This is a genomic window from Shewanella sp. HL-SH8, assembly GCF_051165765.1.
Classification (GTDB): domain Bacteria; phylum Pseudomonadota; class Gammaproteobacteria; order Enterobacterales; family Shewanellaceae; genus Shewanella; species Shewanella glacialimarina.
Genome location: NZ_CP195039.1, coordinates 1,113,554 through 1,138,674, shown reverse-complemented (window position 1 = coordinate 1,138,674; position 25,121 = coordinate 1,113,554). Strand labels below are relative to the sequence as shown.

Below are 25,121 nucleotides of genomic sequence, written 5' to 3'. Positions count from 1 at the left end.
ATAACCAGCAACAATACTGTTTTATATAGACTAGCCTTAATCAAGGTTCAGCTATTTATCGCCCATATACAATAATCAAGAGTAATAATTTAATCGTTTGACCATTTAATCTGGAATTCAATTTCTTGTTCTGAATCAATTCTTTCATGCTCTATATTGTAAGTGGCACGCACTGGCACATAAATTCTTTCACCGGCTATCTGGATCTCAAATTTAGTTCCACTTTCAAGTGAGTCAGCTAATCGCCTTAGTTTTGCAACAAATTCAGCCGTTGTGTATGTTTTTTCGATATCTCTGTCTGCTTTTAAACTCATTTTATTTACTCCGCAAATAACTGTTATCCATAACAAAATGAATCAACTTACCTAATCTTAATGATTCATTGACTCAATATAGCTAAGTTAGGTACCAAAAAATATTATAAAAAAAGGAGGGCTAACATGGTTAGCCCTCCTGATTTTACTCGTTCACTATTACGCCAAGCTTAAAACTTATAGCTATAACCTAATGTTGCAGATTGTGGCTTACCAGAGAAAACTGAGCCATGAACACGCGTGGTCATGTAGGTTTCGTCAAATAAATTATCTACATTTAAGTATACTTCTGACGCGTCGTTAATAAAGTAACGCGCTGATAAATCAAATACTGTTTTAGAAGCAATTAACTGATCAGCAGGAATATCACCCTGACCCGCTTTAGTGCGCATATCGTCGGTATAACGACCCGCCAATGTCACTTGCCAGCTTTCTGCTGCAACACCTGCTGATAGATATAACTGATTTTCTGGCAGATAAGTTAGCGAGTCACCTTTACTTACGCTATCCCAGCTTTCAAAGTCAGAGGTAAAATCAGAGCCAAACTCTGCACTGGTGTAGGTGTAGGCCATCTTAACTGGGAAGCTTAATTCACCTTTTTGGTTAAACTCATATCCTAAGCTCAACTCTAAACCCGTTACATCAACTTCACCGGCGTTGTACTGGTTATCAATGTTGTTATCATCACAACCTTGAGCCGCTGTACAGTTACCATGCATATTGCTGTAGTCACCATAGAATACGATAGCTTCTGATGTTAACGCATCTTGGTTATAACGAAGTCCTGCTTCATAGTTCCAGCTTTCTTCTTCTTGACCGTCAGCGTTACCAGGTGCAGCAGGAGAGAAACCTTTTTGTACGCCTGCTAATACGATAAGCGCGTCATTCACTTGATAAGTCGCTGATAAAGAAGGCATGATAGCGCTGAAACTGTTATCAACATCTTTACTCGCTTCACCATCACGGCCTGGGTTTGCTTTACCCCAATCTACGCGATTAGTGGTAACGTCTTCGTAGCGAACACCCGCGGTAATAGCAAAATCACCAATGGTCATACGATCTTGAACAAACAATGACCAGGCTTCTGCACTATCGATACGATTAGAATCTGTGCCCGGAATACCGCTTTTAGTGCGGTTCATTACTTGAGAGGTGTCTAATTGATAGGTATCAGCCCACTGATAACGGTCCATTTCATCTTCATGGTAACGCGCACCAAATGCAAGCTCATGGTTACCGACAAAGTAATTTAATTCAGTTTGTAAACCCTGAGATAAATAACTACGATTGTTCGCTTTAACACTCACGTCAATAGGTGCAGTAACTAAGCCCTTGTCAAAATCAGCTGCATTTTGTACACCGCCACTGCTTAAACTTGAACCACCCACTTTATCCGCTTTATACCAGTTACGGTGAAAGTCGTTATAGTAAGCCGTAGTATTAAGTGAAAGTGCATCATTAAGTTCAATCACATGATTTAACTGTATTTGCTTGTGTTCAGTGATCATTTGATCTTTTTGTGACGCAGAATAACGCGTAAATGGCGTTGCAGCATAATCAGCATCAGTTAACCCCATATAAGTTTCGTTAGAAACCTCATCGGCGTACTTCAGTTTTAACTCAACAATTTGTTGATACTTAGCGGTTTCATCCGTTTTAATGCTGACTTTAGCAAGCGCATCATTTTTAACAAAACCAGTGTCACCGCCAACACCATTGATGTCACGGAAACCGTCAGCTTGGTAGCGATAGATTTCAGCGACCGTACCGACGCGATCACCTTGACCACCGGCATAAGCATGTACTTTGCCAAAGCCATCTTGACCAGCGGCAACATCCACTTTACCCGCTAAATCTGCATCTGGAATTTGACGCGATAGCATGTTAATTACGCCACCTGTGGTACGTGGACCATATTTAACCGTAGAGCTACCTTTTAAAATCTCTACACTTTGCATACGACCAGAAGTAGGGAAATAATAAGCTGCTGGTGAAGAATAAGGCGCTGGAGCGGCTAATACGCCATCTTCCATAATAGTAATTTTTTCAGTACGGTTTTGACCTGTACCGCGCATCCCGATATTTGGGCGTAAGCCATAGCCGTCTTCTTCTTGAATATACACACCTGGAATGGAAGCCAATGTACGCATAATATCGGTATACTTAAACTGCTCAATATCAGCTGCAGAGATAACATGCGCACTGCCCGGTACAGTGTTAATAGGATTGCGACTACCGAATATGGTTATTTGTTCAATGTTGGCTTGTTTAGTTACTTGCTTTGTGCCAGCAGCTTTATCTGCGGCTGTTGCACCCATGCTCATCAATAATGCACTTGCTAAAACACTCAAACGTAAGGTGTTTGACTGGCTCATGTTAACTCTCCCAAATACTACTAACTACTAAAATACAAATAAAAACAATTCTTATTAACATTGTTGATTGTGCGTAATTTTACTTAAGCGAGCCTTAAAATCAACAAATAGGTACGCTTTATTTACAAATAAGGTAGTCTTGTGGCGACCAATTTCACATATGTGAATTAGATCACCGCCAGTCAGTACAAAAAACATTCAGATTTGACTTTGTATCAAAAGATAACGAGTCATCGGGTGAGTATATTGCTAAATGTGCAGTAAACTACGGTGAAAAAATTAACCATTAATTATAAGACTCATTCCATCATGTTTTTATCACCTTATTATTCTAAGCAAGATCAAAGTGTTTTTATCGCGGCACAACAAGCCAGTGATTTTGCTAAACGGGTTGCTGGAGATTTCAACCCTATCCATGATGTCGGCGCAAAACGTTTTTGTGTGCCGGGTGACTTATTATTTGCACTGGTCTTAACCGAATATGGCTTAAGCCAAAACATGACATTCCAGTTTGCTGGTATGGTCGGTGATGGTGTTGAATTGTGCTTACCCAATGCTGGCGAAGATAAGTTCACTATCATTGATGCGAAAAATAAAGAGTACATGCACGTCACTCGCCAGGGGCAAGTATGTCAATGTGATATACAAACAGCCGCATTCATCAAAAGTTATGTCGCGTTTTCTGGATTAAACTTTATCCACGTATTGGTTCCTATGATGAAGCAACACCAGGTAATGATTAACCCTGATCGTCCTTTGGTGATTTACGAAAGTATGTCATTTCATCTTGACCACTTTGACTTTGATGACATTAGCCTACATTTAATTGATCAACAGTTATTAATTAATGGCAAACGTGGTGATGTCACCTTGACCTTTGAATTGCGTCATGAAGAACGTGTTATTGGTACAGGGAAAAAAACCTTAGTGTTAAGTGGACTGCGTGAATACGACGAAGAAAAAGCACAACAAATGTGTCAAAATTACCAATCCCGTAAAGACACTTTATAATCCTCCCGCTTGGCTTAAAAACGCGCTTACTTGATGATGAATAAGCGCGATTACCCTTCAATTTCACTACCAATAAAAATACGCTAAACGATTGTTATTTAACTAACACCCAATGATTTCCTTACTGCTTTATCAAGCCAGCATTTCCTATCAAAAACTGCCAATAAAACACTGTCGATAAACCATGAGATAAGTGCCGGCAACACTAACAGCCTTGCCATCACTAAAATATTGCTCCCCTAAAATAACACCTAGTTATATAGATTATGTCGTCAATATCAGGATCAATAGATGTGACTGCAGCAGACTAAATAAGCAATAGATGTTGCTAGCGTTTTTGGGGGCATAGTGGGGATACACAATCATGCTCGCTGTAAAGCAAACATAACTTGTAGAACATAACGGTAGGTAGATTTAGCACACTATTTGAATTGGTCGCAGCGATTTTGTATAAGCATTCAAATGGTCTTAGTGGACGTAAGGGAAGCCCACTAAGACAATTTATCAATTAAGCCGCTTTTTGTTGAGGCGTACTTTCTAGCAATAAAATAGCACTGTAACCTATCAAATGATTTACGCATTTTACGCCATCCTCACCTAACTCAGTTGACGCTATTTCTTGTGCAATATTGACTGCTTTAAAATATGTCACGTTATCATCGCTGGTACCACAAAGGCTAAAAAACAGTTTCAGTACTGCCTTATGCTCTTCACCCTGCACTGCTTTCTTCCATGATAACTCTAACGATGCAATAGAACTAAAATCGAGTGTATCAACAAATAGCTGCCCGATCCTATGATCTAAACGCACTAAAAACTCGGTCTTTTTTGGAAAGTGATGACTAATACCAGTTCGACTAATGCCAGTTGCATTTGACAAGGTTGTATATGACATAGCCTGAAAACCTATGGTAAGGATTTGTTTAAGGGCTTCATCTAAAATTTGATTTACGGTTTGTTCGGTTTCAACTCTTGAACGCTTGGCCATGCAACTGTGTCTCGCTAATAATTTGGGAGAAAATCTTACCAGACAGCATTAGAAAGTACCGCTAAAAATAACCCCAGAAACAACAGACTTGCCAACATTTACACGACAAAATGTATCAAAACTCAGCCATTTTGATACACCTGTTAATAATTTACCTTTAAAATTCAAAGAGTATTAATCTAATTCTCTACTAAGCAGCCCCTAACCAATTAGCAAAAATACAACAAAAAATTTCACTTTAAATAAATCATATAAATCAGTAGATAGCGCTTACAAATTTTGCGATGACTCTAAATATTGACTGCGCCATTTTTGTGCGGCTGGCTTTCCCATCAAAAAATCTAATGTCGGTTGAAGAATTTTGGCTAAATCGGGTTGGCGCCAAAACATATAGTTGGGTAATGGTTGCACCACACCGGCACCAAATGTACGTTGGATTAAACTTGAAAATTCGCTAATGTCTCTGGTGGAATAATTGGGTAGCTGGGGATAAATTTGCGCTATAAATTCACGATAAGGAATATCTTTTACGTATGGTTTCTGTGCATTCATTTGTAACAAATACTGCAATTGAGGGGCACTCCAGTGAGATAAGTTATCACTATCATGAATAATAGCTAAGTTACGACGATGCAGTTGTTGCAAGGCAAAATGTAGCTGTTGTGTTTGCGCTAAATGCCAAAATAAATAAACATCAGCTAACCACTCATGCTGGTAATCAGTTAAGTTTGACGGTAATTCCAGGCCCTGCAATGCAATATTATGCAAGTGTCCTATCTCATGCCATAAGCTTAATTGAGCTTGGTTAATAAGCTCAATACTAAAGGTTTCAAGCCCTAATGAGCCGGTCTGTTGCTTGGGCTCTCGGTCAGCTTGTATTACTATAACTCCCGCAATAGTTGGATGGTTAACAGCTAACACCATCGCACTTTTATAGCCCATAGATTGGCGAACATTCAGTGCTGATAATCCTATTTGTTTCTGTAGAGAGTGTGGTAATTCTTTGAGGCAGAAGTCAATATTGGCCAGCGGGCAAATTAATGCCTGCTTGTTGAAAATATTAACCCATTCTGACGGGGTATCTACTGAAGATATTTGTTGCTGGTTAGTAATATGATCTAACTGCTCGGCATGCAGATTAACTGACTGAACAATACAAAACAGCAGGCCAACTAATTTGATTAATTGACCTGACTTGCCCTTCACATCGACACAAGAGTAAATGCATCGATAGCATTTAACCATATGAATAAAAAAGATATCAGTGAAGGGCAATTTCAGCCTTGAAAAAAGCGTCACACTATTTATTAGCCATAATGTTTTGAATAATTGCTGTCGTTGACACCCCTTCCTCAAAACCAAGTACTTCTACTTTACCACCATTAGCGATGACTTCTGCTCCGCCAGCAATATCTTCAATTTTATAATCCCCACCTTTTACTAACGAGTCAGGCAGTAAACGCGCAATAACTCGCTGTGGTGTGTCTTCAGCAAAAGCGACAACCCAATCAACTGACGCTAAACCAGCTAAAACCGCCATACGGCGATCAACCGGGTTAACTGGACGGCCATTTCCTTTTAAACGTTTAACCGATGCATCATCATTCACGGCAATAATTAATCGGTCACCAAGGGCACGAGCCTGTTGTAAATAGCTGACATGTCCCGCATGTAAAATATCAAAACAGCCATTGGTCATGACAATTTTTTCGCCACGTAAACGCGCTTGATCCATAGCATAGGCTAACTGGTCTTCACTCATGACACCAAAGCCCGACTCACCTTGATTAATTTTGAGGGCGCTAATCAGTTCAATACGACTTACTGTAGAGGTACCTAATTTACCGACAACAATACCCGCTGCGGTATTGGCAATGGCACAGGCTTGTGCAAGCGTCGCACCTGCGGCAATAGAAGTAGCCAAGGCAGAAATAACCGTATCACCGGCTCCAGTAACATCGTGTACTTCGCGCGCAACGGTAGGAATATGTAATTCAGGTTCATCCAGGGTAATTAACGTCATGCCTTTTTCAGAGCGAGTCACTAAAATGGCTTTAAAATCATGTTGAGTTAATAAGTTTTTTGCTTTTGCAATAAGATCATCTTCACAGGTAACAGTACCTACAACAGCTTCAAATTCACTCATGTTAGGGGTAATTAATGAAGCACCATGGTAGCGACCAAAATCACTTCCCTTTGGATCAACTAATACACTCACCCCTTTAGCGCGGGCTTTGGCAATAAACGCCTTAGGTTCGATAATGGCGCCTTTAGCATAGTCAGATAACACTAATACATCGATATCATCTAACAAGGCTTCAGCTTGCTGAAATAGCTGTTCACTGTGGCTAAGTTCAAAGGGCTCTTCAAAATCAAGACGAATTAACTGCTGGCTACGCGATAATACGCGTAACTTAGTAATAGTCGGTTTGCCTTCAACTGCCAGCCATTGTGGTTCAACCCCAAGGGTTCTTACCCCTAAAGTCAGCGCTTCAGCAGTTTCATCTTTACCAACTAATCCGGCTAGTTGCACTTTGCCACCTAAAGCAGCAACGTTTAACGCCACGTTAGCCGCTCCGCCCGGACGATCTTCAATTTGATTTATTTTCACAACAGGAACAGGGGCTTCTGGCGAAATACGTGCCGTTGGGCCAACCCAATAACGGTCAAGCATCACATCGCCAATCACTAAAACACGGGCATTTTCAAAAGCAGGAAGAGAAACCTTCATAGTGTAATCACTGTTTGTTGTAAAAAATTCCCTTGATTGTACCTAATTTTCACAGAGAAATGAGTTAGAATATTAAAAAAATTCATCGATAAACGAGTCATTTGTGATCGAAAAAGCCCAATTCACCTCAAAACTCTATCACCCTAAGTATTGGTTACTCTGGTTAGGCGTAGCAATCATGCGCATAACCCAACTTATACCGATTTCAATGCAAATGAAAATAGGCGCCGGATTAGGCCGTTTAGTAATGATTGTGGCGGGAAGTAGAACTCACACCGCTAAACGTAATATTAAGCTGTGTTTCCCCGATATGCCTGAAAATGAGCAACAGGCATTGCTAAAAAGTAACTTTGAAGAAACGGGTAAAGCACTATTTGATACCATTAATGCTTGGTGGTGGTCGGATGAAAAAGTACAAGCTCACATGACTATGACAGGCCAGGAGCATGTTGAAAACAGTTTGCAAAATGGTAAAGGCGTTATTTTATTTGCGGTTCATTGCTTACCGTTAGAAATGGGCGCTCGTGTTTTTGGTCAATTCCAACCTGGTATTGGAGTATATCGCCCGCATAACAATCCAGTGATGGAATATTTACAGGTAAAAGGCCGACTACGCTCTAACAAAGGACTAGTGCCTAAACGTGATGTACGTCAGATGATCCGCAGCTTACGCGCACCGGATGTTATTTGGTACACGGCGGATCAAGATTTTGGCCGTTCAAGTGCGGTGTTTATTCCATTTTTTGCAGTACCTGATGCAGCTACAATAACTGGGGCAACCTCGTTGGCTAAATTAGGTAAGGCAAACGTATTACCTTTTGTTGTTGAACGCACAAGTGACGATAAAGGCTATAAAATTGAGATATTGCCACCTCTAGATAACTTTCCTGGCGACAATGAACTTGATGATGCGATACGCGGTAATAAAATGATTGAACAAATAATTAATAGAAGACGTGTCCAGTATATGTGGCTTCATCGGCGCTTTAAAACACGCCCTGATGAAAATAGTCCATCGCTTTACGACTAATAAAGATCCACTAAGTCGTCTGCTAGCTAATCCAGTATATTTAGAAATCAGATTTCTATCGGTTAAATATAATATATGAACCTAAAAATGGGTTGATATTTTAACCTGAATAAGTGACGATGCGCCCTGTTACAGCGTATCAGCTGCCACATAAAATAACCCTATTAAATAGGAATACCACAGCATTATGTTAAACCTTGTAAAATATGCCGTTTTTACTGCAACTATGGCAATAGTTAGCTTCAATAGTATTGCATTAGAATATCGCTTACCTGCCAAAGGCAGTTTATTAGTAGGTGAAAACCAACATTATGTGGTGCCCGAAGGTAAACTGACACTGGAAGATATTGCATCACAATTTCAATTAGGGTTAACCAATGTGTTAGAAGCAAACCCTGGTGTTGACCCATTTCTTCCAACTCCAGGTAGCACTTTGGTGATCCCACATCAATTGATTTTACCTAATACCAAGCAGGAAGGCATAGTCATCAACGTGGCTGAAATGCGTTTGTATTACTATCCTAAAGGGACTAATACCGTTGAAGTATTACCTATTGGTATTGGCCAAATTGGTAGAGACACGCCAGAAAGCTGGGTAACAACGGTACAACGTAAGCGCGCAAATCCAACCTGGACGCCTACCGCTACAACCCGTAAAATCTATGAAGCCAAAGGTATAACCTTACCGGCTGTATGGCCAGCAGGCCCTGATAATCCTATGGGTTTATACGCCCTTTATATCGGTAACCTTTTCGCTATTCATGGCACCAATGCTACTTTTGGTATCGGCTTACGGATAAGCCAAGGCTGTATCCGCTTACGTCATGATGATATAGAGCATTTATTTAACACAGTTCCTGTGGGCACCCGAGTCGAGTTTGTTAATCAACCGGTTAAATACACCGCTGAACCTGATGGCAATCGTTATTTAGAAGTACATCAACCACTGTCTAAAACACAAAATGAATTTGAATCTAACGAGCCTGTAGCATTAACTTTCAATAAAGAAACGACTCGCTTTATTGCACACGCTGAAACAGATTCTTTTGTACTAAAACGCTTATTAGAGCAACGTACTGGTATTCCAACACGTATCAATCCTTAAATATCTGTGCGACTAAACTGCGTTATATAGCAAAGCTTGTGCTTAATCATAGAAAGTTTGTATAAAAAAGACCCATATTATATGGGTCTTTTTTACTTTAATGAGATTTTCGCTACCGTATAATTGCACTTAGCCACTTTGCTGCAAGTCAATTAGTCATCTGCTTGTGTCTTATTCACCGCATCAGTAATCGCGCTAACCTTAGCGGCTATCTTGTCTTCTTTGTCTTCAGTGCTTTTTGAATCTGCAACGGCTTTCACTACATCTGAGCTTTTTATGTTATCGGCTACTTGCTCGCTTGCCGCCATTGACTCTTTAGATAATGTATCTATATTGCCTGACATTAGTGCATTGGATGTTTCCATTGCCTGTAAATCCTCCATTGCCACATTAGGATCCGCTAACCCAGCATTGATAAGTTCTTCCTTCTGTTCAACAAAAAATTGTTCAGTTTGAACATCATTCAATAACTTAACGGCATTACGCTCGGTTATTGATTGTGCCGATTCAGATGATGGGGTGAAAAGTGCAGGTTCAGAACTTACCTTTGGCGTTTGTGCAAACTGAGTTAATGCGCCAGATTGCCAGCCTAACAAAGCTGCGACAGCAACAGCACCAAAACCGAGTAAGACTTTATTGGAAGATGCCTTGGTTTTTTGATCTTTATTTAAGGACGCGCTAGTTGTTGTTTTGAGTGAATTGGGGGCCACTATTTCAGTTTGAAAATTATCGCTAGAGTTTGCTGGCTGAGAAATCTGACTAGCGTCACTATCACTTGATACAGGTAACACACCGGCATCAGGACCTTTTGTCCGCATACCAATAAATTGGCCACCATCATATATTTCCATATCGTGACTCGACACATCGGCCTCAACAACACCTGTGCTAATAATCACCAGTTTATTACAAAACAATTTGCCTTTTAGCGTGCCGCTTACACGTAACTCTTGGCAATATACCTCGCCATCTATTACCCCACCGGGCTCTATTTTAACTTCATCACTAGAACGAACTACGCCGGTAATTTTGCCCGCTATCAATGCAGGACCTTGAATGTCGATCTCACCCTTGAGCGACATATCCGCCCCAATGTAAGTTACACCCTTGCTTTTATTGTTCATTATTTTATCCTTTACAGATTAGGGGTGTTGCAAATTTACATCAAACTGAGCATAAACGCGACCCATGATAAAATTGAACTGAGTTATACTAATGCCGTTTATTCCTTTGAATCCCATTATGACATTATCGCCCCTTTCACAGTACCAGGCCCTAAGCCAAATAAGCTTACAGCCTGATGCCGCGCAATCTGTGGCCTTGCAAGCATTAGACTCGCTCTACTACCAATTGCGCTCTTCAGGTAATGACCATGATATAAAAGGGATTTATTTGTGGGGGGATGTCGGCCGCGGAAAAACCTTTTTGATGGATTTGTTTTATCAAAGCATCACTAATACACCCAAGTTACGTCTGCATTTTCATCGATTTATGGCCATGCTGCACCAGCGTCTAAATCAAACTACTGGCATTAGAGATCCGCTCACCCACATCGCCAAAGATATTGCACAACAATATCGTTTGATTTGCTTCGATGAGTTTTTTGTTGCCGATATTGGCGATGCGATTTTACTAGCACGCCTATTTGAGACATTATTTGCCGAGGGGGTAATATTAGTCGCTACCTCTAACATTACCATTAGTGAGTTGTATAAAGGTGGCTTACAACGGGATCGCTTTTTACCCACTATTGAGTTACTGAAACACCATACCGAAGAGATCCACCTTAACGGTAGCGTCGATCATCGTTTGAGTGGCTATTCAGCTTGCGACCAGCAACATCATCTACAGTCAGGTACTGCATTACATAATCCTTTATTTACTTTGCCGTCCAAGCTCGATGCGCCGAGCGTTTATAAGCTGTTACAGCAAAATACCGCTTTAGCGATTGATAAAAAAAGCCATTTACGGCAAACATTATCTCTATATGTCAGCGACCTATTCCGATCGAAAATGCCATAGACACTCTTGCTTGGTTTGAGTTTGACGCATTATGCAGTGGTCCCAGAAGTGCGCTGGACTATATTGAGTTAGCAGGACAATTTAAGGCAATTTTACTCAGTAATGTGCCAGCATTAGGCGGTGAAATTCGAAGCTGGATTAAAGCACGAGGCACTGAAGATGGTGTTATCGCCACCAGCACCGGAGAAAGACAACTCGCCTATTCAATACAAGATGATCCTACTCGCCGCTTTATCAGCCTGGTGGATGAACTATATGATCAAAAAGTCTGCCTTATAATACATTCACATATCCCGCTTGAAAATCTATACCAAGGCGGTGCATTATCATTTGAGTTTAAACGTACCTATAGCAGATTAATTGAAATGCGCCGCTGGTTATAACCTAATCGCGGGTAAATTTTTCTACATCACTAAAGCGCTTTAAAAAATTATCTAACGCTTCGTTATTAGGGTAATCAAACTGGTATTTGTTATGAAAGAAAATATCTAACTTTACCTGCACATCGCTTAAGGTAATGGTGTAACCATCAAAACCTGTTAGTGCGTTAATGCCGCATAAGTGATAGACCGATTCTGCGGTATCTGATGTTTTCTCACCATATTGGGTCACTTTATTAAAGACCCGTAAAGCCCTATGGATATCAATTTCGTTTTTCATAGCACTCTCTTCACGTTATCTAAGTCAGTTTAGCCATTGAATATAGCACTTCATTCATCGTAAACACCATATCGCAATTTCATTGAGAAAACATTGCTATCAAATACGAATACAAGGCACAATCAGCCCATAAAATTATCGAATGAAATTTCATCCATAACGAGAACATAAGTTACTATGCCTGATATTGTCATTGCTTTTTTTGCCTTAGGTCTGCTTGCAGGATTAATTAAATCCGATCTTAAAGTCCCTAAAGCCACCTACGAAACCCTGACCATTTTACTGATGTTAACCCTTGGCTTAAAAGGCGGCATGGCATTACATGGTGAGACGCATAACCTACAAATAAGTGAACTGGTTGCCATTATTGCGCTGGGTTTTATTATCCCTCTCACTCTATACCCCATTTTACGTAAAGCGATACAACTCGAACAAAAAGAAGCCATCAGTATTGCTGCTCACTACGGCTCGGTTAGCGCTGGTACATTTGCGGTGGTATTAGCTATGGTCGATTATTCTGATTTACCTTTACGCCCTGAAACCACACTTTACTTAGTGCTATTAGAATTACCCGCTATTATTATTATGTTATGGCTGCACCGTCATTTAGAAGCTAAAAATAACCCTCAAATAACAACCGCTTCCCATGGCAGTGTTCTGCATGAAGCGCTGACCAGTCGCGGAGTGGTGTTACTGTGTGGTGGTGTGGTTATCGGCTGGCTTTATGGCACTGAAGGTATGGCGCCATTAACCCCCATTTTAATGGGTGGTTTTAAAACACTTTTAGCATTGTTCTTATTAGAAATGGGGATTAGCACAGCAAAAGTGTGCTTTCCACTGCCGTACAAGCAATGGCGTTTGTTAGCGTTTGCCGCAATCGCCCCCTTTGTTTTAGCCTGGGTGGGCATTGGCTTAGGCTTGATGCTAGATTTACCTTCAGGCAGTATTCTTGTATTGGCAGGGTTAAGCGCCAGTGCTTCATATATAGCCGCACCCGCTGCAATTAAAGCGGCAATACCCGATGCCAATATTGGTTTAGCTATGCTGGCATCATTGGGGATAACCTTCCCTATTAACGTACTTATCGGCTTACCTTTGTATCAAATTTGGATTGAGACATTAGTCGTGAGCTAATCACTGTCAGCATCAGTTCAAAGCCATATAACAAAACAGGTTAACTTTATCTAAAGTTAACCTGTTTCAGTTTTAGCTATACCAGTTATGATATTAATACTTCATTTCAAGAATATGGCGATAAATTTCAATCACGGTATCGGTTTTATTCTTAACCAAGTCTTGATTAATTTGACTGCCCATTTGTTGTAACGTGAGCTCATGATTGTGATCTCTTAGCCAACAATAGGTTTGAGTTAAGTGCTGCGCTTGCATCACCGGCATCAGTTCTAAATCAGCCAACACTTCAAAGATACGCACATTGTCTGACCATATGGTTAGCTCTTGGTATTGATGTGCATAAGCCAACACCATAAACTGGGCGATAAATTCGATATCCGCAATTCCCCCCTCACTTTGTTTTAAGTTAAACATGCCAGCGGTTGCCTGCAACAAGTGATCTCGCATTTTGATACGCATATCCCTTACTGCGGTGGCCAGTTCATTTTTATCGCGCTGAATTTGTAATACTTGCGCCCTTAGTAAGCTAAAACGATGGGCTAACTCATGGTCGCCAAATACAAATCTCGAACGCACTAAGGCTTGATGCTCCCAAGTCCATGCATCTTGCATTTGATACTCACCAAAGCGTTCAATTTCACTCACTAACAATCCTGAGGATCCCGATGGACGTAGGCGCATGTCAACTTCATACAATTCACCGGAGGTGGTACGAGTCGCAAATAAATGTACTATGCGTTGAGCTAATTTTAAATAAAAATGACTGTTGTCTATTGGCCGTTTGCCATCAGTCGTCCCCGCAATGTTATTACCGTGTAAGAAGACTAAATCTAAATCTGAACCATAGCCCAGCTCAATGCCGCCTAATTTACCGTATCCAATAACCGCAAAACCCATCTCATTTGGAGAGGTTCCTTGAGGCACACCGTGGCGTGCAGCAATTTGATGCCAAGCATGTAATACAACTTGCTCAATGATAGCTTCAGCCAAATAAGTGAGGTGGTCGCTCACTTGCATAACAGGTAATACTCCGGTGACATCTGCCGCCGCAATCTTTAGCTGTTGCGATAACTTAAACTGGCGCAAAGCTTCCATTTGCTGCTCCATATCATCTTCTGGCACACGCAGCAGATATTGTCGCAGCTCGCTTGGATAGTCATCAATCGAGGTGATATCATATAGTTGAGCGGGATCGATTAGCTCATCTAACAGCATTGGAAAGTTGGCTAACTCTTTAGCAATCCACGGACTGGCACAACATAAACTGACCAATTGTTGACGGGCGCCTGGATTTTCACATAACAATTCAAGATAAGTGGTGCGGGTTAATATTTTATCCAACACCTTAGATACCGGCTTAAATGCCAAACTGGGTTTAGTTTGAACCGTTAACTCTTCTAGCAATTTTGGCATTAACCGGTCTAGGGTTTCTCGACCTCGGGGGCCAATTGATCGCTTAGAAACGGTATTACGCCAGTCACTGAGAAGTGGCCATAATTCAGGGTCTTCAATTTGTTGTTCTTGCAATAAATTGTCAGCATGATCATCTTGCTGAATATTCCAAAACAAACTTGTCCAATGATCGCTATGTTCATGTGAATCACTGCCACCTACTGTGGCATTAAAATGACCATGAATTTTTGCCATAGCCGCTTCAATATGAGTGCGTAAATCCGTTTCGTTGGTTAACCCCATGCTGTAACATAAACGTTCCCAGTCCAATGAATTATTCGGTAATGTCTGGGTTTGTTTGTCATCAATGGCTTGCAGCAAGTTTTCAACTCTGCGCAATAAAATATAAGCATGTTTTAACTCATCAACAGCTAAGTATTCAAGTTGCCCTAAACTGTATAAAATATCAATCGCGCCAAATAAGCTTTGCTGACGCAGTGCAGGTTCACGGCCACCCCGAATTAACTGAAAACTTTGCACCACGAACTCCACTTCACGAATGCCACCAGCACCCAGCTTAATGTTGTCGGTTAATTGGCGGCGGCGCACTTCCTGGGCAATCATTTGCTTCATTTTTCGCAATGACTCAATCGCAGAAAAATCAATATAACGGCGATATACAAACGGACGTAATAAGCCATGTAACTCGTCACAGTAAGCGGTCCAGGGGCCAAGTACTCTGGCTTTTACCATGGCGTAACGTTCCCAGTCGCGTCCTTGTTCCTGGTAATAATCTTCAAGGCCGGCAAAGCTGACCACTAAAGGCCCGCTTTCGCCATAGGGACGCAGACGCATATCAACCCGGAACACAAAACCATCGGCGGTGACTTGGTCAAGCAGGTTAACTAGCTTCTGTCCCATACGAATAAAAAACTGCTGATTAGCTATCGCACGGCGGCCGCCCACTGTTTCGCCATGTTCAGGAAAGGTGAATATTAAATCGATATCAGAAGAGAAATTAAGCTCTCGGCCACCTAATTTACCCATACCGAGAATCAATAAAGGCTGCGGTTTACCCTCAGAATCGGTAGGTGTGCCCAGTTGTTGGCAAGTATCTCTATAAAGCCAGTCTCTTGCCGCAATCACTAATGCTTCGGCTAACGCAGACAAATCAACTAAAGAGTCTTCTAGTTTTGCGTAATTAGCAAAATCTCGCCATGCCAGTCGTACCATTTGCTTATTACGAAATAGACGCAACGCCGACTTAACTTGCTCTTCAGTAGTGAGCGCTGTCAGGATTTGATCTAGTTCTTTACCAAAGTCAGCCCGCACCACTTCATCGAGCAAACCGTTAAAAAGCTGAGGTATCCATTGAGGATTACGGCATAACTGATCAGCAATATAATCACTTAGTCCTAATACAGTGCGCAGCTCGGTTTGCTGAACATTAGTCAGCGTCGTAGCCTCAGGCCAGAGGTCGACTAATCTTAACCAGTAACTTTCTGCTACTTGCTGTATTTGTGCAGATAATACCTTGTTACTTTGAGATGGCATGGCGATAATTATCCTTTGTTCAAATTCTCTGTTAGACATAATATGTCAAGAATGTTATATCTTGAACCTGAAGTTTTTTTATTTTTAACTCAAAAACAAGAGATGAGTGACCGAGTTAATATGACTTAGAATATAAACTGTCATCTTAAGCATTTACGTAATTTTGTTTTCAAAGGTAATTTGGCCACCAACAACGAGCCAATTACGACTGAATTCTGTACTGTGAGCAGAACAAATAACGCTTTAAGTGCTTTTACTATTTGGAGTTAAGGTTAATATACTCAAGATACTATACCCTGTACTATACGCACATTAAAAATTGTGCCCTATGCACATGAATTTTATAACACTTGGAGAAAACATGGCTGGCAAGTTTCCCCGTGTATTCACGTTTTTTATCATGCTTTTTATCGGCCTAAATCTTACGGGCTGCGGTGATGATCGACCTGAGCAAATCGCAAAATATCAACAATTAACCACACAGCGTTTAGCGCAACTAAAAAGCGGTCTTGAAAGTGGTCAATTACGCAATGCAACCTTGTTAAAGCAATACAGTGAATTGCTCACTAGGCAAAGTCCTGATCTTGCGCCATTAATCAGTGAGCTGGCATTAGATGCCACCACCCTTGGGCCTATGTACCAATCTTTGCTGCGTCGCAATGCTGACTTGGCGAATGCAGCTAATTTTATCGATTTAGATCAGCAGCTTGCTGAAGCAGAAAATGTCTATCAAGCGACAGACACCAGTTTGTATAACGATATGTTGTCAGATCCGGTTAACGTGGTTGCCGACTTATCTAAAGGTAAATTGGCGCGGGTAAATTCAATTAGCCGTGAAGCCGCAGCATTAGCTAATGGCAGTGAAGATTTTGGCCCAGGCAGCCAATTGGTAGGTAATCCTTCATATGGCAGCTGGCAGTCGAACTCAAGCGGTACATCGTTTTGGGCTTGGTATGGCATGTATGCGATGTTCTCAAATGTCTTCCAACGCCCAATTCGTTATGACAATTGGTCAAGCCGCCGTGGTTACAGCTACTACAATGATGTCGGCCGCTATCGCTACACCTCACCTCAGCAAGCAACCTCGCAGGCTAAAACCTATGAGCAAACCAAAAAAAGCTTTGCCAGCCAAGGTAAAAAGTTTGATAGCCCATACGCTAAACCTCGTACAGGCTCGACTAGCTTGTCTCGTCAAAGTGCTAGCGCGCCTAAAGCCAGTAGTACAACGCGTACAGCAAGCAGTAAGTTTCGTTCAAACTATTCAAAAACGAGTAGTTTCCGTAATTCAAGTAGCCGCACCACTCGCGGCATTAGCCGTGGTAAATAGGTAGGACTGACAATGACATTTCTTCAACAATATGGCATCACAGAGCCACTACTGATTATTCTTGCGATTGACTTAACTATCGCAGTGATCTTACTCGCCTTAATGCGCTATTTGCAGGGCTGGTCAATTAAGGTTAATAGCACTCAAGAACTGGCTGTACGCGATAATTTTGCCTTCGGTATTAGTACTGCTGGCGCAGTTGCAGCATTAGGCATTGTGCTAACAGGCGCAATCACCGGTGAAGCGGCAATATCATATACTACCGAAGCTATCGGCATGTCCGCATACGGGTTTTTCGGGCTAGTCTTAATTAAGCTAGGCCGTTATCTACATGACAAAATTGCCTTAAATGAATTTAATAAAAGTGATGAAATACTTAAGGGTAATGTATCAGTTGCTATAGTAGATGCTGCGGCAGCTATTGCAACGGCCATTATTATCCGTGCGGTATTAATGTGGGTAGAAGACATCACTATCGACACATTCATTGCCATTTTTAGCGCGTTTTTAGTGTCACAATTAATCTTAGTTATTTTAACTCGCTTGCGTGAAAGCCGTTATGCCAAACGCAATCAAGACGCGTCAATGCAACAAGCGCTTAAACAAGGGCAAACTGCTTTGGCAATACGTCATAGCGGTTATATGATTGCGATGGCACTGAGCTTTAATGCCGCCAGCCACTTTATTTTATATATCCCAACCGCTTACGTGAGTAATCTTATCGGCTGGTTAATTTTCTCTTTTGTGATGCTAGTGCTGATGAGTTTGGTTATCGCATTGGTTAAAAAGTTAGTCCTTGCTGGTATTAACTTAGCCGAAGAAGTCGAAAAACAACACAACATCGGTATTGCCGCGGTTGAAATGGCAATCAGCATTGCTGTTGCCCTAATCTTAACGGCATTAATGGCTTAACAACTATGTCTAACACTTTGCTTGAAACACAAACACCTCAATCAACAGCGGAGGATTTCAAGCAAAGTGATGCTGCCTCTCCAGCTTTACCTATAAATAAACGTATAACCTGGTTTGATGATGCCTTACTGCTGGGCATTATGGCACTGCTTGCCGGTTGTGGTTTAATCTATGAGTACCTACTTTCACATTATGCTGGAAGAATATTAGGCGCGTTAGAAGCCGCTATCTACACCATGATCGGCTTAATGATTGTCTCTATGGGAGTTGGCGCATTTGCAGCACGTAAAATCAAATGTGCTTTCACCGGTTTTGCCATCTTAGAATTAAGTGTCGCCTTGTGTGGCTCGTTCGCCATCATCATTACCGCGGCAGTTATTGGCTTTGGGCAACAACTGCCATTGGCTATTGCCAATAACTTAGGTTTGCCACCAGATCAACTGCCTAACGGTGGCTTTATTGCCACATTACAGTCGCTAAGTGAATACCTTCCCTATGTTTGGGGAGTAATATTAGGCCTGATGATTGGTATGGAAATTCCGCTGATCGCCAGAGTCAGGCAGTCGCTTTCGGAAGCGCATTTACTCCATAACGCGGGGACGATTTACGGTGCGGATTACGTAGGTGCAGGGATTGGTGCTGCCATTTGGGTATTCTTTATGTTATCGATAGATATCCAACTTGCTGCCGCACTCACCGCCAGTGTAAACCTGATTGCTGGCGCTATTTTCATTTGGCGCTTTTGGCATAATATCAACCATGCAAAATGGCTACTTGTCGGGCATATCATTGCTAGCGTCTGCATTGGACTATTGGCAACCAAAGGGCCACAGTGGGAACAACACTTCAATAATTTGTTATACAAAGATAAAGTTGTATATGCAAAATCAACCCGTTTTCAACAGCTCACTTTTACCGAGCGGTTACGAGGTAATGGATTAGCCCCAGTTTATAATTTGTATATCAACGGCCGACTACAGTTCTCCAGTAGTGATGAGCACATTTACCATAACTTCTTGGTTCACCCGACCTTGGCAGCCAGTGCACGACATGACAATGTGTTAATTATTGGTGGCGGCGATGGTCTAGGTCTAAAACAAGTACTTGCTTGGGAACCTAAAACAGTCACCCTAATAGATTTAGATAAAGACTTAGTCAGCTTATTTAAGTCACCTCCCGATGACATGCCTGCTTTTTTAAGCAAAGCAATGCTGGAATTGAACGGCAATAGTTTAAATGACCCCAGATTAACACTTATCAATGATGATGCCTTTAATGGGGTAGATAGCTTAATTGCGCAAGGTCAACACTTTGATGCCATCATTGTTGACTTACCAGACCCTAGTCACCCTGATTTAAATAAACTTTATTCCGATTTATTCTATCGTAAGCTAAATGAGCTACTCAGTGCCGATGGTATTATCACCGTACAATCAACCTCACCTTATCATGCCCCTAAAGCCTTTATCTCTATTGGCAAAACCCTAGCGTCCGCTGGCTTTAAGGTCGACCAGTTCCACCATAATGTCCCCAGCTTTGGCGAATGGGGCTGGAGCATTGGGAGTAAACAAGGTTTATCACCTAAGCATAGGTTGGAGGCACTTCCTCAACTGCCTATTCAAAGCGACTGGCTCACCTTAGGCTTAGTCAACGGAGCATTCGAATTTCCTGGCAATTACTATGCTGAACAACAAGATGTCAAAATCAACCACATTGGCTCATTACAGCTTTACCATTATCATTTAGCTGCATGGTCTGAAAATGAAGTGATGAATCTTTTTTAATGGACACGATAGCACTTGACATATTATGTCTTGATGCTATCTTTAACACAGACATAATATGTCATATAAGGACAACTATGAACATCCACACTATTGCTAACCACTTAAATGGTCTTTGTGACAAAAGCCGTACCGGTTTTCAATTTGATTGTTACCCAATTGACGGGGAAGTAGAAGTACTTCAAGTCAACGTTGTTGGCCGAGAAGAAATTCCGGTTTTTGTCTCAGTGACTGACAACCAAATATTGTGCATCAGTTACTTATGGGGCGAAGATGAAGTCAATCAATCACGCCGCGCAGAAATGTTTGAGACCATGTTAGAGCTCAACATTCCAATGCCACTATCTTCATTCGCAAAAATCGATGATAAATATGTGGTTTACGGTGCATTATCAGTCGAGTCCAGTATGGAAGAGATTGAGCAAGAATTAGCAGTACTTTCAGACAACTGTTTGGAAGTGATCGATGAACTCTCAGAGTTTTTGAATTAAGGAGTCAATTATGGGCATTTTAAATAAAATCCTAACCGCATTTCGTGGCGGCGCGACAGAAGTTGGTCAAAGCATTGTTGACGCTAACTCAACACGTATTTTTGAACAAGAAATTCGTGATGCAGAAAAACATTTAACTAACGCCAAGCGTGAATTAACTGACGTGATGGCGAAAGAAATGCAAGCCAATCGTGAGGTTGATCGTTTGAAGCGCAGTGTTGCTGAGCATGAAGGTTATGTGACTCAAGCGCTTGAGAAAGGTAATGAAGCTTTAGCAATTGAAATTGCAGAAAAAATTGCTCAACTTGACCAAGAGTTATCTGAGCAACAGACTGCCAATGATAGCTTTAGCTCGCATGCTGTTCGCCTTAAAGATTTGGTTAAGAAAACTGAACGCCAGTTATCTGATTACCAACGTCAATTAAGCATGGTAAAGACCACTGAAAGCGTGCAAAAAGCCACTGCGACCATTACTGACTCATTCGCCTCAAGCAATTCAAAACTGCTTAACGCTAAAGATTCTTTAGAGCGCATCAAAGCTCGTCAACAACAGTTTGATGATCGCCTAAAAGCATCTGAAACATTAGCGGAAGAAAACAGCGACAAGTCATTACACGCCAAACTAGCAGAAGCTGGCATTGGTGAGCAAAAGTCGAGTGCTAATGCAGTACTTGATCGTATTAAAGCACGTAAAGGCTAATTGATTATGGGATTTTTAAGCGGCCTATTCGGCAAAAAAGAAGCCCCTAAGCGCCAGCTTGACCATCCCAATAAGCTGCTCAAGGGTGATATGTTAACTCTTGATGACAGCTTTGCGTTGCCCGCGCAATTGCGCGGACAGCAGCTAAAGGTTGAAGCTATCCACACTTACGAATATGAACGATCGCAGCAATGTGAATACTTATTACGTGGTCACAGTGGCAGCCCAATTTTTATGTCATACGTGGTGGAAGACGAAGCCTATTTAAGTTTTTCTATTAAAGTGAATCGCGACACAGTTGATAAGCTTTTTGACTTAGATGCTTTTGCTGAAATTTTTGAAGAACCAGGCAAAGCGACTCTAACCTTACAAACGCTATCAGCTGACACAGCTGAAGAGTTTGGTCAGTGGCTGTCCGGCGATTATCATCAAGTGGAATTTGCCGGTTTTGGTTATTTTCACCGTGAAGATTACCGTGGTCAAAAGCCTCCACAGGATGAAAATGGTGCCCGCGGCGAAGCATTTGAAAGTTACTCACTCATTAATAACCAAGACACTCACGCGCTTGATATTGAAGTTTATGAAGGTGGCGACACTGAGGTCATGTTGACCTTATATCGCCCGTTAACGGATATCCGCGAATACTGGCCTGCAAGCTAATCTAGGAGAGTCGACGCTATGAGCAAAGGTAAACCATTACCAGAGAAATGGTTAAATAATCAAAAAGCAGCCAAAGCCACTCAAGTGGCTTTTGATATTGATGAGCAATTTCAATATTCTATCCGTAAGGCCGCGCTAGATCGCGGTGTTAGTCCTTCTGATCAAATTCGCACCATTCTGGGTTTGTCGGTATCTAAACGCCCTAAGCGACCTAGACTGACGGTATCGCTAAGCGCTGATGATTATGTATTGTTAGCAGAAAAATATGCCTTACCATCAGATGCTCAGCTTGAAATCAAAAAGCGAGTCTTGGATGATCTGGTTCATTTTATCGATAAGAAATAATGACTCATTGTTTTACCGATAATGAATAAATACTTAAAACGCGTTAGACTTTTGCCTAGCGCGTTTTTTTATGTCAAAAATGCCACTTAACGAATCCAAGATCTACTTTTACTAAACGGACTTTTTTTGATGATCAAATCTAAGCGATGGGCTACTAAAAATATTAACTCGCTCAATCCTTTTGATTTTGCGATGATGATTTTATCATTTTTCTCGGTGATCATTGTTTTAGCATTGACCTTTGGCAAGCTCGAACCTGAGACCTATCGTATTTTATTGTATATCGACGGCGGTATTTGTTTTGTTTTTATGAGTCGCTTTTTTTGGGGCTTGTTTAAAGCACGCAATAAAGCTTACTACTGGCGCCATCATTGGATAGATTTTGTTGCCAGCATTCCCGCTATAGAAGCATTAAGAATTGCTCGCGTATTTCAAATACTGCGCGTTATTCGACTGATCCGCACCAGCCGCTCGATTTTTTTACCTTTGTTGAAGCAAAAAAAGCAAGCCACATTGGCAAGTTTGCTGCTAGCGATGGTTCTGATTTTAGCCAACGCTTCAGTACTGATACTTATCGTTGAGTCGGGTGTTGATGGCGCAAACATTCATACCGCAGAACAAGCTATTTGGTGGGCATTAGTCACCATTTCAACCGTAGGCTATGGTGATTTTTATCCAGTGAGTACTTTAGGGCACGTCATTGGCGGTATTGTAATTATCAGTGGCGTAAGCTTTTTTGGGGTAATTTCAGGTTATATGGCTTCAGTTTTTGTCTCCCCCGATGAATCGTCTGAGCGCAATGAAGCACATCAAGAAGCGATTAAAAATGAGTTAGAAAATGCATTATTACGTATGGAAGCAAATCAAGCTAAGATGGAACAAAACCAAATAGCCATGCTAAATGAAATCGCTAAGTTGAAAACCGACTTAAGTAATAAGTAATCACTAAACGACAGGTAATAATCACTGGGTAGATCAGTATTAAATAAATTAACTCGAGTTTCAAAAATCGACTTACTTCATACTATTAATCCATATAAGTCAGCTTATAAACGAATCAAGCCTGCAGGATCAAAATAGTAACTGAGCTAACCCCTTGGGTAAAATGACTATTATGAAGGTTAATAAATATCTTCATGACCCCATGCTTAAATAGGAAATCTCTCGCTGAATATGCTAAATTGATTAACAATGTTAATCAAATGTTGTCTTGACTCTACTCGTTTTCAGTCCCCTTTTTTGGAGTAATATGTGCATGAACGATTCTGTTGGATCAAAAAATGTCATTAAAATCCCAATTGATAAGCTTGTACTAGGGATGTTCATTGTGGCAATTGATCGCCAACAAGACAAAGTAGACGTGCTTAATCCAGGCCAAATAAAACACATTGATGCCATCAATAAACTGATAAAAAATAATATCACCACAGTATGGGTCGATATAGAACGCTCATCGGATACTTGTGGGCTAAAAACAACAAAATCAACTGGCCTAAATCCTCTAGTACGAAAAGCCATTTCCTCCCGAGAAGATAAGCGAATCTATGCAAAAAAACTCCTCACTGAAGCAAAAAGCTTAATTCAAAAGGTGCTATCTGAAACCTATGAAGGCAAAGCGATTGAAGTCGGTCCATTCGAGGCTGTTGCCGACCAGATGATTGAGTTGATATTAGATGATGCCGACGCCTTTAAATGTATCTCAGCACTGCGCACTAAAGATGCTTATTTGATGGAACATTCTATTAATGTTGCGTTTTTACTGGTGACTTTTGGCCATCATTTAAACCTTGATACCGACTTACTTAGGCAAATGGCTGTCGGAGGTATTGTCCACGACGTAGGCAAAATTCAACTCGATAATAACATTTTACACAAACCCGGCAAACTTACTCCGGATGAATTTGAGCATATGAAGTTGCATCAAGTCTATGCGATGGCCATCATGGATGATACCCAAGGCTTGTCACAAATAAGTAAAGATGTTTGCCTCATGCACCATGAGAAAATTGATGGTCGTGGTTATCCTAAGGGTTTAGAGGGAGATGATATTCCTCTGCATGGGCGCATGAGTTGCATTGTTGACATTTTTGATGCCCTTACTGCGACGCGTTGCTATAAAGAAGCCATGAGCCCGGCTGCAGCATTCAAAATTTTGATCAGTTTAACCCCATTTCATTTAGACCAAAAATTAGTTTATGAGTTTATCCGCTGCATTGGAATATACCCGGTAGGCTCACTAGTACTGCTGTCTAATGAGCAAGTCGGGATAGTTTGGCAAGCTAAAGGGCGCGATGCATTACACCCAATAGTGAAATGTTTTTATTCGCAAAAAAATAAACGCTACAGCGAAGTCACTATGATTGATTTATTAAAATCTGAGGTTTATATAGAGCGAGGAGTCTCTCCGAGTAGTTTAGATATTGACCCGTCTTCATTTTATTAAGCATATTATTGATTGTTTTATACCAGCGTCACGAAACGATGAGCATACAAGCAAGCAGCTAAAATAAGCCATACGTTAATGCCGTGATGTTTATGCTTCACTCATGTTGCACTCACGCTGCAAATTGCAGCATGAATGCCTTA

General features: G+C 41.2%; 21 protein-coding genes and 1 pseudogene. 14 read left to right on the top strand and 8 right to left on the bottom strand.

The genetic code is table 11. From position 1 onward, the window contains the following. Window positions 1–89: 89 nt before the first annotated feature. Complete coding sequence (locus ACRWQN_RS05140) at window positions 90–314, bottom strand: amphi-Trp domain-containing protein (protein WP_226411099.1); 225 nt, start codon at window positions 312–314, stop codon at window positions 90–92. Window positions 315–484: 170 nt separating this feature from the next. Then, a complete protein-coding gene (locus tag ACRWQN_RS05135; RefSeq protein WP_434939985.1) occupies window positions 485–2,689 on the bottom strand; it encodes a TonB-dependent receptor family protein in 2,205 nt (734 codons plus the stop codon). A 309-nt stretch (window positions 2,690–2,998) separates the two neighbouring features. On the opposite strand from ACRWQN_RS05135, the gene ACRWQN_RS05130 reads away from it, so the two are divergent. Further along, complete coding sequence (locus ACRWQN_RS05130) at window positions 2,999–3,700, top strand: DUF3581 domain-containing protein (protein WP_434939984.1); 702 nt, start codon at window positions 2,999–3,001, stop codon at window positions 3,698–3,700. A gap of 508 nt (window positions 3,701–4,208) precedes the next feature. On the opposite strand, the gene ACRWQN_RS05125 is transcribed toward ACRWQN_RS05130, so the two are convergent. The 3 genes from ACRWQN_RS05125 to hldE all read right to left on the bottom strand — a co-directional run bounded on the left by ACRWQN_RS05125 (window position 4,209) and on the right by hldE (window position 7,419). Continuing rightward, window positions 4,209–4,688: a TetR family transcriptional regulator gene (locus tag ACRWQN_RS05125; protein WP_226411105.1), complete on the bottom strand. Its 480-nt coding sequence runs from the start codon at window positions 4,686–4,688 to the stop codon at window positions 4,209–4,211. 270 nt (window positions 4,689–4,958) lie between these two features. Further along, on the bottom strand, window positions 4,959–5,894 hold the full coding sequence (locus ACRWQN_RS05120; protein ID WP_434939983.1) for a hypothetical protein: 936 nt from the start codon (window positions 5,892–5,894) through the stop codon (window positions 4,959–4,961). 94 nt (window positions 5,895–5,988) lie between these two features. Then, window positions 5,989–7,419: a bifunctional D-glycero-beta-D-manno-heptose-7-phosphate kinase/D-glycero-beta-D-manno-heptose 1-phosphate adenylyltransferase HldE gene (hldE, locus tag ACRWQN_RS05115; RefSeq protein ID WP_226411109.1), complete on the bottom strand. Its 1,431-nt coding sequence runs from the start codon at window positions 7,417–7,419 to the stop codon at window positions 5,989–5,991. A gap of 103 nt (window positions 7,420–7,522) precedes the next feature. Here hldE and ACRWQN_RS05110 point away from each other — a divergent pair, with 103 nt between their 5' ends. Both ACRWQN_RS05110 and ACRWQN_RS05105 read left to right on the top strand, forming a co-directional pair. After that, window positions 7,523–8,449, top strand: coding sequence for an LpxL/LpxP family Kdo(2)-lipid IV(A) lauroyl/palmitoleoyl acyltransferase (locus tag ACRWQN_RS05110; RefSeq protein ID WP_434928299.1), 927 nt, complete (start codon window positions 7,523–7,525; stop codon window positions 8,447–8,449). Between the two features lie 226 nt (window positions 8,450–8,675). Further along, complete coding sequence (locus tag ACRWQN_RS05105) at window positions 8,676–9,554, top strand: L,D-transpeptidase family protein (RefSeq protein WP_404830064.1); 879 nt, start codon at window positions 8,676–8,678, stop codon at window positions 9,552–9,554. 152 nt (window positions 9,555–9,706) lie between these two features. Here the strand turns inward: ACRWQN_RS05105 and ACRWQN_RS05100 are convergent, their stop codons facing one another. Next, a complete protein-coding gene (locus ACRWQN_RS05100) occupies window positions 9,707–10,678 on the bottom strand; it encodes a bactofilin family protein (protein ID WP_434939982.1) in 972 nt (323 codons plus the stop codon). A 91-nt stretch (window positions 10,679–10,769) separates the two neighbouring features. On the opposite strand from ACRWQN_RS05100, the pseudogene zapE reads away from it, so the two are divergent. Beyond that, window positions 10,770–11,959 (top strand): annotated as a pseudogene (gene zapE / locus ACRWQN_RS05095) (cell division protein ZapE). A gap of 1 nt (window position 11,960) precedes the next feature. Here the strand turns inward: zapE and ACRWQN_RS05090 are convergent. Further along, window positions 11,961–12,236, bottom strand: a complete 276-nt coding sequence (locus ACRWQN_RS05090; protein WP_434928296.1) for a DUF3081 family protein — start codon at window positions 12,234–12,236, stop codon at window positions 11,961–11,963. Window positions 12,237–12,413: 177 nt separating this feature from the next. Here ACRWQN_RS05090 and ACRWQN_RS05085 point away from each other — a divergent pair, with 177 nt between their 5' ends. Next, window positions 12,414–13,370 (top strand): sodium-dependent bicarbonate transport family permease, encoded by a 957-nt coding sequence (locus tag ACRWQN_RS05085; protein WP_434939981.1) that lies wholly within the window; start codon window positions 12,414–12,416, stop codon window positions 13,368–13,370. Between the two features lie 93 nt (window positions 13,371–13,463). Here ACRWQN_RS05085 and glnE read toward each other — a convergent pair whose 3' ends face one another. After that, on the bottom strand, window positions 13,464–16,316 hold the full coding sequence (gene glnE / locus ACRWQN_RS05080; RefSeq protein WP_434939980.1) for a bifunctional [glutamate--ammonia ligase]-adenylyl-L-tyrosine phosphorylase/[glutamate--ammonia-ligase] adenylyltransferase: 2,853 nt from the start codon (window positions 16,314–16,316) through the stop codon (window positions 13,464–13,466). Between the two features lie 361 nt (window positions 16,317–16,677). On the opposite strand from glnE, the gene ACRWQN_RS05075 reads away from it, so the two are divergent. The 9 genes from ACRWQN_RS05075 (at window position 16,678) to ACRWQN_RS05035 (ending at window position 24,978) form a co-directional block, all read left to right on the top strand. Next, window positions 16,678–17,643, top strand: a complete 966-nt coding sequence (locus ACRWQN_RS05075) for a hypothetical protein (protein WP_434939979.1) — start codon at window positions 16,678–16,680, stop codon at window positions 17,641–17,643. Between the two features lie 12 nt (window positions 17,644–17,655). Further along, window positions 17,656–18,555: a DUF350 domain-containing protein gene (locus ACRWQN_RS05070; protein WP_434939978.1), complete on the top strand. Its 900-nt coding sequence runs from the start codon at window positions 17,656–17,658 to the stop codon at window positions 18,553–18,555. Between the two features lie 5 nt (window positions 18,556–18,560). After that, a complete protein-coding gene (locus ACRWQN_RS05065; RefSeq protein WP_434939977.1) occupies window positions 18,561–20,339 on the top strand; it encodes a polyamine aminopropyltransferase in 1,779 nt (592 codons plus the stop codon). A gap of 77 nt (window positions 20,340–20,416) precedes the next feature. Beyond that, window positions 20,417–20,830, top strand: coding sequence for a YjfI family protein (locus ACRWQN_RS05060; RefSeq protein WP_226411131.1), 414 nt, complete (start codon window positions 20,417–20,419; stop codon window positions 20,828–20,830). 10 nt (window positions 20,831–20,840) lie between these two features. Continuing rightward, window positions 20,841–21,530 carry a PspA/IM30 family protein gene (locus ACRWQN_RS05055; RefSeq protein WP_434928290.1) on the top strand — a complete coding sequence of 230 codons (690 nt, stop codon included), beginning with the start codon at window positions 20,841–20,843 and terminating at the stop codon, window positions 21,528–21,530. A gap of 6 nt (window positions 21,531–21,536) precedes the next feature. Next, window positions 21,537–22,190, top strand: coding sequence for a hypothetical protein (locus tag ACRWQN_RS05050; RefSeq protein ID WP_434939976.1), 654 nt, complete (start codon window positions 21,537–21,539; stop codon window positions 22,188–22,190). A gap of 18 nt (window positions 22,191–22,208) precedes the next feature. Beyond that, on the top strand, window positions 22,209–22,535 hold the full coding sequence (locus ACRWQN_RS05045; RefSeq protein WP_226411137.1) for a hypothetical protein: 327 nt from the start codon (window positions 22,209–22,211) through the stop codon (window positions 22,533–22,535). A gap of 129 nt (window positions 22,536–22,664) precedes the next feature. Beyond that, window positions 22,665–23,477, top strand: a complete 813-nt coding sequence (locus ACRWQN_RS05040) for an ion transporter (RefSeq protein ID WP_434939975.1) — start codon at window positions 22,665–22,667, stop codon at window positions 23,475–23,477. 313 nt (window positions 23,478–23,790) lie between these two features. Then, window positions 23,791–24,978 carry an HD-GYP domain-containing protein gene (locus tag ACRWQN_RS05035; RefSeq protein WP_434939974.1) on the top strand — a complete coding sequence of 396 codons (1,188 nt, stop codon included), beginning with the start codon at window positions 23,791–23,793 and terminating at the stop codon, window positions 24,976–24,978. Window positions 24,979–25,121: the final 143 nt, after the last annotated feature.

What these genes read in the sequence shown, in the direction of transcription:
- ACRWQN_RS05140 (WP_226411099.1), bottom strand. Translation starts at nt 314, where the DNA reads ATGAGTTTAAAAGCAGACAGAGATATCGAAAAAACATACACAACGGCT.
- ACRWQN_RS05135 (WP_434939985.1), bottom strand. Translation starts at nt 2,689, where the DNA reads ATGAGCCAGTCAAACACCTTACGTTTGAGTGTTTTAGCAAGTGCATTA.
- ACRWQN_RS05130 (WP_434939984.1), top strand. Translation starts at nt 2,999, where the DNA reads ATGTTTTTATCACCTTATTATTCTAAGCAAGATCAAAGTGTTTTTATC.
- ACRWQN_RS05125 (WP_226411105.1), bottom strand. Translation starts at nt 4,688, where the DNA reads ATGGCCAAGCGTTCAAGAGTTGAAACCGAACAAACCGTAAATCAAATT.
- hldE (WP_226411109.1), bottom strand. Translation starts at nt 7,419, where the DNA reads ATGAAGGTTTCTCTTCCTGCTTTTGAAAATGCCCGTGTTTTAGTGATT.
- ACRWQN_RS05105 (WP_404830064.1), top strand. Translation starts at nt 8,676, where the DNA reads ATGGCAATAGTTAGCTTCAATAGTATTGCATTAGAATATCGCTTACCT.
- ACRWQN_RS05100 (WP_434939982.1), bottom strand. Translation starts at nt 10,678, where the DNA reads ATGAACAATAAAAGCAAGGGTGTAACTTACATTGGGGCGGATATGTCG.
- ACRWQN_RS05090 (WP_434928296.1), bottom strand. Translation starts at nt 12,236, where the DNA reads ATGAAAAACGAAATTGATATCCATAGGGCTTTACGGGTCTTTAATAAA.
- ACRWQN_RS05085 (WP_434939981.1), top strand. Translation starts at nt 12,414, where the DNA reads ATGCCTGATATTGTCATTGCTTTTTTTGCCTTAGGTCTGCTTGCAGGA.
- glnE (WP_434939980.1), bottom strand. Translation starts at nt 16,316, where the DNA reads ATGCCATCTCAAAGTAACAAGGTATTATCTGCACAAATACAGCAAGTA.
- ACRWQN_RS05075 (WP_434939979.1), top strand. Translation starts at nt 16,678, where the DNA reads ATGGCTGGCAAGTTTCCCCGTGTATTCACGTTTTTTATCATGCTTTTT.
- ACRWQN_RS05070 (WP_434939978.1), top strand. Translation starts at nt 17,656, where the DNA reads ATGACATTTCTTCAACAATATGGCATCACAGAGCCACTACTGATTATT.
- ACRWQN_RS05065 (WP_434939977.1), top strand. Translation starts at nt 18,561, where the DNA reads ATGTCTAACACTTTGCTTGAAACACAAACACCTCAATCAACAGCGGAG.
- ACRWQN_RS05060 (WP_226411131.1), top strand. Translation starts at nt 20,417, where the DNA reads ATGAACATCCACACTATTGCTAACCACTTAAATGGTCTTTGTGACAAA.
- ACRWQN_RS05055 (WP_434928290.1), top strand. Translation starts at nt 20,841, where the DNA reads ATGGGCATTTTAAATAAAATCCTAACCGCATTTCGTGGCGGCGCGACA.
- ACRWQN_RS05050 (WP_434939976.1), top strand. Translation starts at nt 21,537, where the DNA reads ATGGGATTTTTAAGCGGCCTATTCGGCAAAAAAGAAGCCCCTAAGCGC.
- ACRWQN_RS05045 (WP_226411137.1), top strand. Translation starts at nt 22,209, where the DNA reads ATGAGCAAAGGTAAACCATTACCAGAGAAATGGTTAAATAATCAAAAA.
- ACRWQN_RS05040 (WP_434939975.1), top strand. Translation starts at nt 22,665, where the DNA reads ATGATCAAATCTAAGCGATGGGCTACTAAAAATATTAACTCGCTCAAT.
- ACRWQN_RS05035 (WP_434939974.1), top strand. Translation starts at nt 23,791, where the DNA reads ATGAACGATTCTGTTGGATCAAAAAATGTCATTAAAATCCCAATTGAT.